At 58.6% G+C, this 13,889-nt stretch carries 15 protein-coding genes; 14 read left to right on the top strand and 1 reads right to left on the bottom strand.

From position 1 onward, the window contains the following. The 10 genes from rpmD to bfr all read left to right on the top strand — a co-directional run bounded on the left by rpmD (window position 1) and on the right by bfr (window position 5,715). On the top strand, window positions 1–180 hold the full coding sequence (gene rpmD / locus OU997_RS04780; protein WP_108487731.1) for a 50S ribosomal protein L30: 180 nt from the start codon (window positions 1–3) through the stop codon (window positions 178–180). Between the two features lie 3 nt (window positions 181–183). Next, on the top strand, window positions 184–618 hold the full coding sequence (gene rplO, locus OU997_RS04775) for a 50S ribosomal protein L15 (protein ID WP_108487733.1): 435 nt from the start codon (window positions 184–186) through the stop codon (window positions 616–618). Further along, complete coding sequence (gene secY, locus OU997_RS04770) at window positions 619–1,947, top strand: preprotein translocase subunit SecY (protein WP_267809285.1); 1,329 nt, start codon at window positions 619–621, stop codon at window positions 1,945–1,947. A 26-nt stretch (window positions 1,948–1,973) separates the two neighbouring features. After that, on the top strand, window positions 1,974–2,090 hold the full coding sequence (rpmJ, locus tag OU997_RS04765) for a 50S ribosomal protein L36 (RefSeq protein WP_002555468.1): 117 nt from the start codon (window positions 1,974–1,976) through the stop codon (window positions 2,088–2,090). A gap of 132 nt (window positions 2,091–2,222) precedes the next feature. Then, a complete protein-coding gene (gene rpsM, locus OU997_RS04760; RefSeq protein WP_058070007.1) occupies window positions 2,223–2,579 on the top strand; it encodes a 30S ribosomal protein S13 in 357 nt (118 codons plus the stop codon). Between the two features lie 30 nt (window positions 2,580–2,609). Beyond that, window positions 2,610–2,999 (top strand): 30S ribosomal protein S11, encoded by a 390-nt coding sequence (rpsK, locus tag OU997_RS04755; protein ID WP_013789773.1) that lies wholly within the window; start codon window positions 2,610–2,612, stop codon window positions 2,997–2,999. Window positions 3,000–3,016: 17 nt separating this feature from the next. Continuing rightward, entirely contained in the window at window positions 3,017–3,637 is a 621-nt protein-coding gene (rpsD, locus tag OU997_RS04750) for a 30S ribosomal protein S4 (protein WP_108487737.1), read from the top strand. A 22-nt stretch (window positions 3,638–3,659) separates the two neighbouring features. After that, window positions 3,660–4,661 (top strand): DNA-directed RNA polymerase subunit alpha, encoded by a 1,002-nt coding sequence (locus tag OU997_RS04745; RefSeq protein ID WP_090255780.1) that lies wholly within the window; start codon window positions 3,660–3,662, stop codon window positions 4,659–4,661. Between the two features lie 42 nt (window positions 4,662–4,703). After that, complete coding sequence (rplQ, locus tag OU997_RS04740; RefSeq protein ID WP_069519894.1) at window positions 4,704–5,090, top strand: 50S ribosomal protein L17; 387 nt, start codon at window positions 4,704–4,706, stop codon at window positions 5,088–5,090. 160 nt (window positions 5,091–5,250) lie between these two features. Beyond that, on the top strand, window positions 5,251–5,715 hold the full coding sequence (gene bfr, locus OU997_RS04735; RefSeq protein WP_267809284.1) for a bacterioferritin: 465 nt from the start codon (window positions 5,251–5,253) through the stop codon (window positions 5,713–5,715). A 57-nt stretch (window positions 5,716–5,772) separates the two neighbouring features. Here the strand turns inward: bfr and uvrA are convergent, their stop codons facing one another. Beyond that, entirely contained in the window at window positions 5,773–8,607 is a 2,835-nt protein-coding gene (gene uvrA / locus OU997_RS04730; RefSeq protein ID WP_267809283.1) for an excinuclease ABC subunit UvrA, read from the bottom strand. A gap of 135 nt (window positions 8,608–8,742) precedes the next feature. Between uvrA and OU997_RS04725 the strand changes: the two genes are divergently transcribed. The 4 genes from OU997_RS04725 (at window position 8,743) to OU997_RS04710 (ending at window position 13,752) form a co-directional block, all read left to right on the top strand. After that, window positions 8,743–10,131 carry an MFS transporter gene (locus OU997_RS04725; protein WP_267809282.1) on the top strand — a complete coding sequence of 463 codons (1,389 nt, stop codon included), beginning with the start codon at window positions 8,743–8,745 and terminating at the stop codon, window positions 10,129–10,131. 17 nt (window positions 10,132–10,148) lie between these two features. Then, entirely contained in the window at window positions 10,149–10,640 is a 492-nt protein-coding gene (locus OU997_RS04720) for a single-stranded DNA-binding protein (RefSeq protein ID WP_160089354.1), read from the top strand. A gap of 432 nt (window positions 10,641–11,072) precedes the next feature. Continuing rightward, window positions 11,073–12,500, top strand: a complete 1,428-nt coding sequence (locus OU997_RS04715) for a mechanosensitive ion channel family protein (RefSeq protein WP_267809281.1) — start codon at window positions 11,073–11,075, stop codon at window positions 12,498–12,500. Window positions 12,501–12,801: 301 nt separating this feature from the next. After that, window positions 12,802–13,752: a GlxA family transcriptional regulator gene (locus OU997_RS04710; RefSeq protein ID WP_267809862.1), complete on the top strand. Its 951-nt coding sequence runs from the start codon at window positions 12,802–12,804 to the stop codon at window positions 13,750–13,752. Window positions 13,753–13,889 lie beyond the last annotated feature (137 nt).

The following is a 13,889-nucleotide window of genomic DNA, read 5'->3' as shown; positions in this document are numbered from 1 at the left end:
ATGGCTAATACCGTAAAAGTTACGCTGGTAAAAAGCATGTCCGGCCGCATTCCTAACCACAAGCTCTGCGTAAAGGGTTTGGGTCTGCGTCGCATCGGTCACACCGTAGAAGTGCTGGATACTCCCGAGAATCGCGGGATGATCAATAAGGCTTACTACATGCTGCGAGTCGAGGGTTAATTCATGTACCTGAACGATTTGAGTCCTGCGCCGGGTTCCCGTCGCGAGAAGCACCGTCCGGGCCGTGGTATCGGTAGCGGTTTGGGTAAGACCGGTGGCCGTGGCCACAAAGGTCAAACCTCGCGCTCCGGTGGCACTATTGCTCCGGGTTTCGAAGGCGGCCAGCAGCCTCTGCACCGCCGTCTGCCTAAGTTCGGCTTCGTCTCTTTGAAGGCTATGGATCGCGCAGAAGTGCGCACGTCCGAGCTGAATAAAGTAGAAGGCGGCATTGTTACTCTGCAGTCGCTGAAGGATGCCAACCTGATCAATCAAAACGTACAGCGCGTGAAAGTCATGCTGTCCGGTGAGGTTACTCAGGCAGTCACCCTTAAAGGTATCGCCGCCACCAAGGGTGCGCGCGCGGCTATCGAAGCAGCTGGCGGTAAGTTCGAGGAATAAATGGCTAAGCAAGGTGCTCTCTCAGCGCTCAGCAATGGCGGGTTATCCGAGCTCTGGGCTCGTTTGCGCTTTCTGTTCATGGCGATCATCGTCTATCGGATAGGTGCACACATCCCAGTTCCTGGTATCAACCCTGATCGGCTGGCGGACCTGTTTCGACAGAATGAGGGGACCATTCTTAGCTTGTTCAACATGTTTTCCGGCGGCGCGCTGGAGCGTATGAGTATTTTTGCATTGGGGATCATGCCGTACATCTCGGCCTCGATCATCATGCAGCTCATGACCGCTGTCAGCCCGCAGCTGGAGCAGTTGAAGAAGGAAGGTGAAGCTGGCCGTCGCAAGATTAGCCAGTACACCCGCTACGGCACCCTCGTCCTGGCTATTGTCCAAGCTGTCGGCATGTCCGTCGGTCTGGCCGGTCAAGGCGTAGCGTTTTCGGTCGATTTCGGCTTCCACTTCGTTGCCATCACCACTTTTGTGGCGGGTGCAATGTTCATGATGTGGCTGGGCGAGCAAATCACCGAGCGTGGTGTTGGCAACGGTATTTCGATGCTGATCTTTGCAGGCATCGTAGCCGGTCTGCCGTCGGCGATCGGGCAGTCTTTCGAGTCTGCTCGGCAGGGTGATATCAATATCTTTGCCCTGATCGCCATCGGTTTGCTGGCAGTAGCGATTATCGGTTTCGTGGTGTTCATTGAGCGTGGTCAGCGTCGCATTGCGGTGCACTACGCCAAGCGTCAGCAGGGCCGTAAGGTCTTCGCGGCGCAGACCAGCCACTTGCCGTTGAAGGTGAATATGGCGGGGGTTATCCCGGCTATTTTCGCCAGCAGCCTTCTGTTATTCCCGGCTTCGCTGGGTGCCTGGTTTGGTCAGTCCGAGGGTATGGGCTGGCTGCAGGATATTTCACAGGCTATCGCTCCTGGTCAGCCGTTGAACATTTTGCTGTTTAGTGCGGGGATTGTTTTCTTCTGCTTCTTTTACACAGCGCTGATGTTTAACCCGAAAGACGTAGCGGAAAACCTGAAGAAGTCCGGTGCCTTTATTCCGGGTATCCGTCCCGGTGAGCAATCGGCGCGCTATATCGATGGCGTGTTGACCCGCTTGACCATGTTCGGTGCTCTGTACATGACGGCCGTATGCTTGTTGCCCCAGTTCCTGGTGGTGGCTGCCAACGTACCGTTCTACCTTGGCGGGACCTCGTTGCTGATCGTGGTTGTGGTTGTTATGGACTTTATGTCGCAAGTACAATCGCACCTCGTGTCGCACCAGTACGAATCCCTGATGAAGAAAGCCAACCTGAAGGGCTACGGCAGCGGCATGCTGCGCTGAAGTCCATAAGGTTCGAGGAGTTGGTGATGAAAGTTCGTGCATCGGTGAAAAAGCTGTGCCGTAACTGCAAAATTATTCGCCGTGAAGGTGTTGTGCGGGTAATTTGCAGCGCGGAACCGCGTCACAAACAGCGCCAAGGCTGAGTGTGATTGAGCGTTACAAGCCCGGCAGCTAGTGCGCTGCCGGGTTGATTATTTGTTATTACAGCGTTAATATCTCGCGCCCTATTTCTTGGCTTCCGGGGCGTAGGTAGCTGTCAATTGGAGTTCCACTGAATGGCCCGTATTGCAGGCGTTAACATTCCGGATAACAAGCACACTGTTATCTCGCTGACCTACATCTATGGTGTTGGTCGCACTACTGCACAGAAAATCTGTGCTGCTACCGGTGTAAACCCGGCAGCAAAAATCAAAGATCTCTCTGACGAGCAGATCGAGCAGCTGCGTGGCGAAGTAGCCAAGGTGAATACCGAAGGTGACCTGCGTCGTGAAGTGAACATGAAAATCAAGCGCTTGATGGACCTGGGTTGCTACCGCGGCCTGCGTCATCGTCGTGGTCTGCCGGTTCGCGGTCAGCGTACCAAGACCAACGCGCGTACCCGTAAGGGCCCGCGTAAGCCGATCCGCAAGTAATCGCATTCGCGCATCGACAGGAATCTAGTCATGGCAAAACCTGCTGCTCGTACTCGTAAGAAAGTCAAAAAGACGGTGGTTGATGGCATCGCCCACATCCACGCTTCTTTCAACAACACAATCGTGACCATTACTGACCGTCAGGGCAACGCTCTGTCTTGGGCTACCTCTGGTGGTTCGGGTTTCCGCGGTTCGCGTAAAAGCACCCCGTTCGCTGCCCAGGTGGCTGCAGAACGTGCTGGTCAAGCTGCGCTGGAATACGGTCTGAAGAACCTCGACGTTAACGTCAAGGGTCCAGGTCCGGGTCGTGAGTCCGCTGTCCGTGCTTTGAACGGCTGTGGCTATAAGATCGCCAGCATCACCGATGTGACGCCAATCCCGCATAACGGGTGCCGTCCTTCGAAGAAGCGTCGCGTGTAATCAGGAGACAGTGAGAAATGGCTCGTTACATTGGTCCCAAGTGCAAACTGTCTCGTCGTGAAGGCACAGATCTTTTCCTGAAAAGCGGTGTACGCGCTCTGGAATCGAAGTGCAACATCGAAGCAGCCCCAGGTATTCACGGTCAGCGCCGTGGCCGTCAGTCCGACTACGGCACCCAGCTGCGTGAGAAACAAAAAGTTCGTCGTATCTACGGTGTGCTTGAGCGTCAATTCAGCGGTTATTACAAAGAAGCTGCCGGCAAGAAAGGCGCTACTGGTGAGAACCTGCTGCAACTGCTCGAATGCCGTCTGGATAACGTGGTTTATCGCATGGGTTTCGGTGCTACTCGCGCTGAGTCCCGTCAGCTGGTATCGCACAAGTCGATCAGCGTAAACGGTAAAACTGTTAACGTCCCGTCCTACCAGGTTAAAGCTGGTGACGTGGTTGCAGTTCGCGAGAAATCGAAGAATCAGCTGCGCATTGTTCAAGCTCTTGAGCTGTGTGCCCAGCGTGGCCGCGTTGAATGGGTAGATGTAGACACTGAGAAGAAGTCTGGCGTGTTTAAAAACGTCCCGGCGCGCAGTGATCTCTCCGCTGACATCAACGAAAGCCTGATTGTCGAGCTCTACTCCAAGTAAGGGCTAGAAAATAGGTGCATCCATGCAGATTTCGGTAAATGAGTTCCTGACCCCCCGTCACATTGATGTGCAGGTGGTCAGTTCGACCCGCGCCAAGATCACTCTCGAGCCTCTCGAGCGTGGTTTCGGCCATACCCTGGGCAACGCGCTGCGTCGCATCTTGTTGTCCTCCATGCCTGGCTGTGCAGTAGTCGAGGCCGAGATTGACGGTGTACTCCATGAGTACTCCGCCATCGAAGGTGTTCAGGAAGACGTCATAGAAATCCTGCTCAACCTGAAAGGTCTGGCTGTCAAACTGCACGGTCGTGACGAAGTGACTCTGACTCTGGCGAAGAAGGGCTCGGGCGTAGTTACCGCTGCCGATATTCAGCTGGATCACGATGTCGAAATCGTCAATGGCGACCACGTAATCGCCAACCTGGCTTCCACTGGCGCGCTGAACATGAAGCTCACCATAGCTCGTGGTCGCGGCTATGAGCCGGCTGACGCTCGTCAGAGCGATGAAGATGAAAGCCGCAGCATTGGTCGCTTGCAGCTGGATGCTTCGTTCAGTCCGGTACGCCGTGTGTCGTATGTGGTGGAAAACGCTCGTGTTGAGCAGCGTACCAACCTGGACAAACTGGTTATCGACCTGGAGACCAACGGTACTCTGGATCCTGAAGAGGCTATTCGCCGCGCTGCAACTATTCTGCAACAGCAGTTGGCTGCGTTCGTCGACCTCAAAGGTGACAGTGAGCCCGTTGTTATCGAGCAGGAAGATGAGATCGATCCGATTCTCCTCCGTCCGGTTGATGACCTGGAACTGACTGTGCGTTCGGCTAACTGCCTCAAGGCAGAGAACATTTACTACATCGGTGATCTGATTCAGCGCACCGAAGTAGAACTGTTGAAAACCCCGAACCTGGGCAAGAAATCCTTGACTGAAATCAAGGATGTTCTGGCCTCTCGCGGTCTGTCCCTCGGTATGCGCCTCGACAACTGGCCGCCGGCAAGTCTGAAGAAAGACGATAAGGCGACTGCCTGATCGTCATCATCACCGAACGTGAGTTTGGTAAGGAATTGAACCATGCGTCATCGTAAAAGTGGCCGTCACCTCAGCCGCACCAGCGCACACCGCAAGGCCATGTTCCAGAACATGGCGGTATCGCTGTTCGAGCATGAGCTGATCAAAACTACTCTGCCGAAAGCCAAAGAGCTGCGTCGCGTTGCCGAGCCGCTGATTACTCTGGCTAAAGAAGACAGCGTTGCCAACCGTCGTCTGGCCTTCGATCGTACCCGTTCGAAAGCCATCGTCGGCAAGCTGTTCAACGACCTGGGCAAGCGCTACGCCACCCGTCAGGGCGGTTACCTGCGTATCCTCAAGTGCGGTTTCCGCACTGGCGACAATGCTCCAATGGCTTATGTTGAGCTGGTTGACCGTCCGGTCGCTGGTGCAGCTGTAGACGCTGAGTAAGTCGTAGGTTGTATAAAAAACCGGGCCTTGCCCGGTTTTTTTATGGTTGGAATAAGTCCCGTGCTGACGTTTTCATACACCGCCGGTACGCTCGGCTTGACCCGGAGGCTGTGGGCTACCAGCATTAGTCCATGTTCGCTGCTTGCTAAGGAAAATACCCATGAAAGGCCACATAGAAGTTATCGATTACCTGAAAGTGCTGCTCAAAGGTGAGCTGGCGGCTCGTGATCAGTACTTCGTGCATTCGCGTCTGTATGAGGATTGGGGTTTCAGCAAGCTGTACGAACGGATCAACCATGAAATGGAAGAGGAAACTCAGCACGCCGATGCCATCCTCAAGCGCATTCTGTTTCTCGAGGGTACGCCGGACATGGTTCCTGACAGCTTCCGCTTCGGCCAGAGCGTGCCGGAGATGCTCAAGCTTGACCTCGCGCTGGAATATCACGTACGCGCGGCCCTGAGCAAAGGCATCGCCTTGTGCGAGCAGCATCAGGATTACCAGACCCGCGACATCTTGCTGGTGCAACTCAAGGACACCGAAGAAGATCACGCCTACTGGCTGGAGGTTCAGCTCGGCTTGATCGACAGAATTGGGCTGGAGAACTACCTGCAAATGCAGATGTAAGCATTCTGCGCACAACAAAAAGCCCCGCATGTGCGGGGCTTTTTGTTGTGCGCGGGCTTAGTCGCGATCACGTTCCAGCAGTGGTTTGAGGAAGTAGCCGGTATGCGACTGCGCCATCTCGGCGACTTCTTCAGGCGTGCCGACTGCGATGATCTGGCCGCCTTTGGAACCACCCTCTGGGCCGAGATCCACCAGCCAGTCAGCGGTCTTGATCACGTCGAGGTTGTGCTCAATCACCACCACCGTATTGCCGTGATCGCGTAGGCGGTGCAGCACGTCGAGCAGTTGCTGGATATCGGCGAAGTGCAGGCCAGTAGTCGGCTCATCGAGGATATACAGGGTTTTGCCGGTGTCGCGCTTGCTCAGCTCGCGGGACAGCTTGACCCGCTGCGCCTCGCCGCCGGACAGCGTGGTCGCGCTCTGCCCTAGCTTGATATAGGACAGGCCGACATCCATCAGCGTTTGCAGCTTGCGCGCCAGGGCCGGCACGGCATCGAAGAACACCCGCGCTTCCTCGATGGTCATATCCAGCACTTCGGTGATGCTCTTGCCCTTGTACTTCACTTCCAGGGTTTCGCGGTTGTAGCGTTTGCTCTTGCACACGTCGCACGGCACGTAGATGTCTGGCAGAAAGTGCATTTCCACCTTGATCAGGCCGTCGCCCTGGCAGGCTTCGCAGCGACCGCCCTTGACGTTGAAGCTGAAGCGCCCCGGGCCGTAACCGCGCGAGCGCGACTCCGGCACGCCGGCGAACAGTTCGCGGATCGGGGTGAACAGTCCGGTGTAGGTTGCCGGGTTGGAGCGCGGTGTTCGGCCAATCGGGCTCTGGTCGATGTCAACCACCTTGTCCAGGTGCTGCAGGCCGTCGATGCTGTCGTGGGCCGCCGCTTCCAGGGTTGTGGCACCGTTCAGTGCGGTGGCGCTGAGCGGGAACAGGGTGTTGTTGATCAGCGTTGATTTGCCCGAGCCGGACACCCCGGTGACGCAGGTGAGCAGGCCGATCGGGATTTCCAGGTCGACATTGCGCAGGTTGTTGCCGCGCGCGCCTTTGATCTTCAGCGAGAGCTTCTTGTCCCGTGGCGTGCGCTTGGCCGGCACTTTGATCTTCACTCGCCCTGACAGGTATTTGCCCGTCAGCGAGTCCGGATGGGCCATGACTTCGGCGGCAGTGCCCTGGGCGACGATCTGTCCGCCGTGCACGCCGGCACCGGGGCCGATGTCGACCACGTAGTCGGCCATGCGGATGGCATCTTCGTCGTGCTCGACCACGATCACCGTATTGCCGATATCGCGCAGGTGGCGCAGGGTGCCGAGTAGGCGCTCGTTGTCGCGTTGATGCAGGCCGATGCTTGGTTCGTCGAGGATGTACATCACGCCGACCAGGCCAGCGCCGATCTGACTGGCCAGGCGAATACGTTGCGCTTCGCCGCCGGACAGGGTGTCAGCGCTGCGGTCGAGGGTGAGGTAGTCCAGGCCGACGTTGACCAGAAACTGCAGGCGCTCACGAATTTCCTTGAGGATCTTCTCGGCGATTTCTCCGCGGCGGCCGGGCAGGCTGAGGCTGCCGAAGTACTCGGTGGCATCGCCAATCGGCAGGCCGCTGACTGCTGGCAGGGTTTTCTCGCCGACCCACACGTGGCGCGCTTCACGGCGCAGGCGGGTGCCGCGGCAATCCTGGCAGGCCTGGGTGCTGAGAAACTTGGCCAGCTCCTCGCGCACGCTGGTGGATTCGGTTTCGCGGTAACGCCGCTCCAGGTTCGGCACGATGCCTTCGAAGGGGTGTGAGCGCTTGACGATGTCGCCACGGTCGTTGAGGTACTTGAAGTCGACGTTCTGCGTGCCGCTGCCGAACAGGATGCACTTCTGGTGTTCGGCGCTGAGCTCATCGAACGGCACTTCCAGGCTGAAGCCGTAATGCGCAGCGAGGGAGCCGAGCATCTGGAAGTAATAGACGTTGCGCCGGTCCCAGCCGCGGATCGCGCCTTCGGCCAGGGTCAGCTCGCCGTTGACCAGGCGCTTGGTGTCGAAAAATTGCTTAACGCCCAGGCCGTCACAGGTCGGGCAGGCGCCGGCGGGGTTGTTGAAGGAAAACAGTTTGGGTTCCAGCTCGCTGATCGAGTGGCCACACACCGGGCAGGCAAAGCGCGCGGAGAAGATGATCTCTTCGCCTTCTTCACCCTCCATGGGGGCAATCAGCGCCAGGCCATCGGCCAGCTTTAGCGCGGTTTCGAAGGATTCGGCCAGGCGCTGCTGCAGGTCGCCGCGCGCTTTGAAGCGGTCGACCACGGCATCGATGCTGTGCTTCTTCTGCTTGTCGAGTTTGGGCAGTTCGTCCAGTTCGTAAATCTTGCCGTTGACCCGCACACGGACGAAGCCCTGGGCGCGCAGCTCGTCGAAGATCGCCAGGTGCTCGCCTTTGCGCTCGCGGATCACCGGGGCCAGCAGCATCAGCTTGCTGCCTTCGGGCAATGCCAGCACCTGATCGACCATCTGGCTGACGGTCTGCGCCTCCAGCGGCAGGTCGTGGTCCGGGCAGCGCGGAATGCCGGCGCGGGCGTAGAGCAGGCGCAGGTAGTCGTAGATCTCGGTGATGGTGCCAACGGTGGAACGCGGGTTGTGCGAGGTGGACTTCTGCTCGATGGAGATCGCCGGCGACAGGCCTTCGATGGTGTCGACATCGGGCTTTTCCATCATCGACAGAAACTGTCGAGCGTAGGCCGACAGCGATTCGACGTAGCGGCGCTGACCCTCGGCGTAGAGGGTGTCGAAGGCCAGTGACGACTTGCCGGAACCGGACAGCCCGGTGATCACGATCAGCTTGTCGCGTGGCAGGGTCAGGTCGATGTTTTTCAGGTTATGGGTGCGCGCACCCCGGATCAGAATCTTGTCCACAAACAACGGCCTCCCATGGCGGGCGGAAAACCACCGAGTATACGGCTCGGGAGGCGGGCGCGGCAAAGCGTCACTGCTGTGCCGCATGGTTTGAGTGCTGCTAGAATCGCCGCCTATTTCGACAGGGCCTTTCCCATGCATGATCTGCACAACGAGCGCATGAGCGGCAGCGAAACCCGTGCGGCCGGTGGCCTGGCGCTGGTGTTCGCGTTCCGCATGCTCGGCATGTTTATGGTGCTGCCGGTGCTGGCCACCTATGGCATGGAGTTGCAGGGCAGCACGCCGGCGCTGATCGGGCTGGCGATAGGCGCCTACGGTTTGACCCAGGCGTTTCTGCAAATCCCCTTTGGCATGCTCAGTGACCGCATCGGCCGACGGCCGGTGATCTATGTCGGCTTGCTGATTTTCGCTGCGGGCAGCCTGCTGGCGGCCAATGCCGATTCGATCTGGGGCGTGATTGCCGGGCGCATTCTGCAGGGGGCTGGGGCGATTTCTGCGGCGGTGATGGCGCTGCTGTCCGATTTGACTCGTGAACAGCATCGCACCAAGGCCATGGCCATGATCGGCATGAGCATCGGCCTGTCGTTTGCCGTGGCGATGGTCGTCGGCCCGCTGCTGACCCGTGCGTTCGGTTTGTCTGGCCTGTTTCTCGCCACAGCGGCCATGGCGCTGCTGGGTATTGTCATCGTCGCTGGTCTGGTGCCCGGTTCAGACGGACCGTTGCAGCACCGCGAGTCGGGGGTGGCCAAGCAGGCGCTATTGCCGACCTTGAAACACGCCGACCTGCTGCGTCTGGATTTCGGCATTCTGGTACTGCACGCGATTCTGATGGCCAGCTTTATCGCCTTGCCGTTGGCACTGGTTGAGCAGGGCGGGCTGGCCAAAGAAGAGCACTGGTGGGTCTACCTGACCGCGCTGTTGGTGGGCTTCTTCGGCATGGTGCCGTTTATCATTTACGGCGAGAAGAAACGCCGGATGAAGCAGGTGCTGCTTGGCGCGGTCAGTGTGCTCCTGCTCTGTGAGCTGTTCTTCTGGTGGTTCGGCACCAGCCTGCGCGCCCTGGTGCTTGGCACGGTGGTGTTCTTCACTGCATTCAACCTGTTGGAGGCCTCGTTGCCGTCGCTGATCAGCAAGGTGGCCCCAGCCGGTGGCAAGGGCACGGCAATGGGCGTCTATTCCACCAGCCAGTTCCTCGGTGCGGCCCTCGGCGGCATCTTGGGTGGCTGGCTGTACCAGCACTACAGCCTGTCGGGAGTGTTTGCCGGCTGCGCGGTGCTGGCTCTTTTTTGGCTGGCCTTTGCTGTTACTATGCGCGAACCGCCGTATGTCACCAGCCTGCGTCTGCCGCTTTCAGCTGCGGCTTTGCAAGAGGCGGGGTTGGCCGAGCGTTTACAGGCTGTGCCCGGAGTGGCGGATGCCGTAGTGGTGCGCGACGAAGCGGCCATCTATATCAAAGTGGATACCCAACAATTGGACCGCACGTCCCTTGAGCGCCTCATCGAGCCGGCGCCGGTGGCGTGCTGAAAGCCTAGGAGAACGTTATGGCCCGTGGGGTTAACAAAGTCATTCTGGTCGGTACCTGCGGACAGGATCCGGAAACCCGCTACCTGCCGAGCGGCAACGCGGTCACCAACCTGAGCCTGGCAACCAGCGAGCAGTGGACCGACAAGCAGACCGGTCAGAAAGTCGAAAAAACCGAATGGCACCGTGTGTCGCTGTTCGGCAAAGTTGCCGAGATCGCCGGTGAATACCTGCGCAAAGGTTCGCAGGTGTACATCGAAGGCAAGTTGCAGACCCGTGAGTGGGAAAAAGACGGCGTTAAGCGTTACACCACCGAAATCATCGTCGACATGCAGGGCACCATGCAGCTGCTTGGCGGTCGTCCGGACAACGCCGGTGGTGGTGACTCGGCCCCGCGTCAACAGCGCCCTGCGCCGCAGCGTGAGCAGCAGTCAGCGCCCCGCCCGGCACCGCAACAAGCACCTCAGCCTGCCGCGGATTTCGACAGCTTTGATGACGACATTCCGTTCTAGGAAATACCTTCTATTTAAACGTAAAGTTTTACGATGGAGCCCCCGTATATCGGGGGTTTCTTGTTTTTATCAGCTCTTAAACTATTGCAGATCTGCTTGCGCTTGCCGGCGTACTCGGCGTCGGCGAAGGTCATCTGCGTCATTGGAAAACTCGGCGGGTGGTGTCCGCATGTTGCCAAAATCAGGAAGTCTTCTTCAGCGTTTCCCTCATGGTCGAACTCCGTGCCTGCAGTGGTGGTTTTGGCAGGGCACCAGCATCGTCGCTCGCGCGAAACGCCATTGCGTGATCCCGCCATTGTCTGATGCAGGTCTTCGAGCAGGACGCAGCTGTTGTGCAGCTCTAGAAGAGGATTTGCAGCACTGAGCGTTCACCTTTGCCGTCGATCCAGTCATGCTTACCCCCACCAGCTCTAACCTACCCCGGAGTGCGGCATGCTCGCGCTGATTCACCAACACCCGCTGCTGATTGCCGTCGGCCTGCTGTTCGCTGACCTCGCCTGCTGGCGCCTGTTGCCCGCGGAGGGCAAGATCTGGCGCGTACTGTTGCGCCTGGGTTTCTTCCTTGCCTATAGCCTGGTGATTATCGACGCCGGTATGAGCCCGCTGCAGCCGCCGCCTTGGACCGAGCCGGCGCTGAACATGATCGGCTCAGTGCTGGGCATCGCCTGGTGGCTGCTTTGTGCACGCACGTTGACTGTGGTTCTCGGCGTGCTGCTGATGCCGCGCAGCGGTCACGCCGGGCGCTTGCTGCAAGACGTGCTGGGCGCGGTGATCTTCCTCGCCGCCCTGGTCGCGGCCGCCGCCTACATCATGCAGCTGCCGGTCAAGGGGCTGCTGGCCACCTCCGGGGTGGTCGCTATTGTCGTCGGCCTGGCGCTGCAGAGCACCCTCAGTGATGTGTTCTCCGGCATCGTACTAAACACCACTAAGCCTTACCGTCTGGATGATTGGGTGTCGATTGACGGCACCGAAGGCAAGGTGATCGAGATCGACTGGCGCGCCACCCACCTGCGCACCAGCCAGGGCGGGACGGTGGTGATCCCCAACTCAGTGGCGGCCAAGGCCAAGATCCTCAACCTCAATCGCACCATCGATATCCACCAGGTCAGCATCAGTCTCAGCGTACCGGCGCAGGTACGCCCGCGGCGGGTGCTTGACGCGCTGAACCGCACCCTGCAGGGCGTCAGCGCGCTGCTGCCGGCACCCAAGGCCAAAGTCACTGTGAAGGCCTCGGATCTGCATACGGTGGAGTACGAGATCAGCGGCTACGTCAGTGCCAAGAGCAACAAGACTGAGGTGCGTAACCTGATTTTTGACCTGGCCCACCGCCACCTGCAAGCCGCCGGCATCCTGCGCGGCAATGAGGCTCAGGACGTGGCGCACAGTCGCCAGCGCGCGCTGCTCGACGATGTGAAGATCTTCCGCTCGCTGAGCGCCGAGGAGAAGGATCTCCTGGCCGAGCAGATGCAGCCGCTGGCCGTCAGCGCTGGCCAGGTGGTGCTGGAACTGGGGGAGGTCAGCGAACAGTTGCTGGTGATCGATACCGGCGTGGTGTCCGCTGCCGTGCCTGACGGTGAGCGCTTCATCGAGGCCGGGCGCATGGGCCCAGGTGAGATTATGGGTGAGCAGGGCATCATCCACGACACACCTTCGCAGGCGCGTTTCACTGCACTAAGTTCGGGAATGCTCTATCGCCTCGACAAGCCACTGATTCAGACCTGCCTGGAGCAACGCAGCGAGGTCGGCAGCGCCCTGCACAAGCTGCAGAGCTTCCGCCAGCAGAACAGCGCTGCGCTGTTAGTGCAGAAACCGGTGGCGATCAAAAAAGGTGGTTTCCTCCGCTGGCTGCAGCGTTCCTGAGCTACCAACGCTAAACCGCAGCAGGCGTGGCCGGCGTATTTGCGGCGATAGTTGGCTGGCTGTGGCCTATTTAGGTGCGACGTCTGATCACGAAGGATCGTCGTTAGTTGTGCTTAAACCCCTTGCCTCTGCGCATCGATCGACGAACATCGGGTAAGGAAGCCGGTCGGGCTGTGCTGGGCCCGCTATCGACCCTGCGCGATCAGTGGGCGTGGATAGGCGCGGAGGTGGTCCGGACACCGTCCGGATGGCTCTAAAAACCGTGGCGATTCACTATTTCTCTTTCCGCTGGTTAGAACCCATGAAGTCTGTTGCCGTTGTATTGTTTCCGGAGTTTTTATTACTTGATGTGGCCGGCCCCATGGAGGTTTTCTCCATTGCTAATCGCTTTCTCGAGCCAAGTAATTGCTATCAGATATCCACAATAGGTTCTGACGAATTGCGAGTACGAGCCTCCAACGGAGTCGTGCTGCACGCTGATGTGGATCTTAACCAGGCATCAGGGCCCTATGACGTATTGTTGGTGCCCGGAGGGCCGAGTGCCTACAAAGAGGTTTATCCTCGGCTCGAATGCTGGTTGCGAAGAGTGGCTTGTGAAGTCGGTTGCCTCGCTTCTATTTGTACCGGAGCCTTTATTCTCGGGCAGGCAGGCCTGCTAGACGGCCGTCGAGTTACCACTCATTGGAATTACACTGAACGGCTGGCCAAGCGCTATCCCCAGGCCATAGTCGAGACTGATCAGATTTTCGTCAGAGATGGCAAGTTACTGACATCGGGTGGAGTGACTACCGGCATAGACCTTGCCCTGTCCATTGTCGCTGAGGATCACGGCAAGCGATTAGCGCTGGCCGTCGCTAAGGAACTGTTGGTGGTAATGAGGCGCCAGGGCGGGCAGATGCAGTTCAGCCCGTTGGTTGCATCGGTGGTAAAGGAAGACTCGCCCGTCAGCAGAGTCCAGAACTATGTTCTCGAGCATGTGAGCGAAGAGTTTAGTGTAGAGCGCCTGGCCAGCCTGGCCGGCATGAGTACACGGCACTTTGCGCGGGTATTTAATCGCGAGGTAAATATGACGCCTATGGAGTTTGTCCAGGGCGCCCGCATCGATTGCGCGAGGGGACTGCTAGAAACCAGCGGCCTGCCGTTGAAAACGGTGGCCTACCGGAGTGGCTTCGGCAGTGTTCGGCATATGCGCCACTTGTTTGGTGAAAGACTGGGACTGACGCCGAGCCAGTATCGACGGCAGTTCGGTTAGGCCCTCTGGGTCCGTATTGGACACCTGGTTGGCTGTTTTGGTCCGCTTTTAGGTCTTTCCTGCGCGCGGTTGTCTGGGACGATAACCCTGAACCCTCAACAAGGAGTGGCGCTCGGTGCCGGGTGGGGCCGGTGGTC

This window comes from Pseudomonas sp. SL4(2022), assembly GCF_026625725.1.
Classification (GTDB): domain Bacteria; phylum Pseudomonadota; class Gammaproteobacteria; order Pseudomonadales; family Pseudomonadaceae; genus Aquipseudomonas.
The sequence above is the reverse complement of the archived record's forward strand: the minus strand, read 5'-3'. Positions and strand labels throughout refer to the sequence as shown.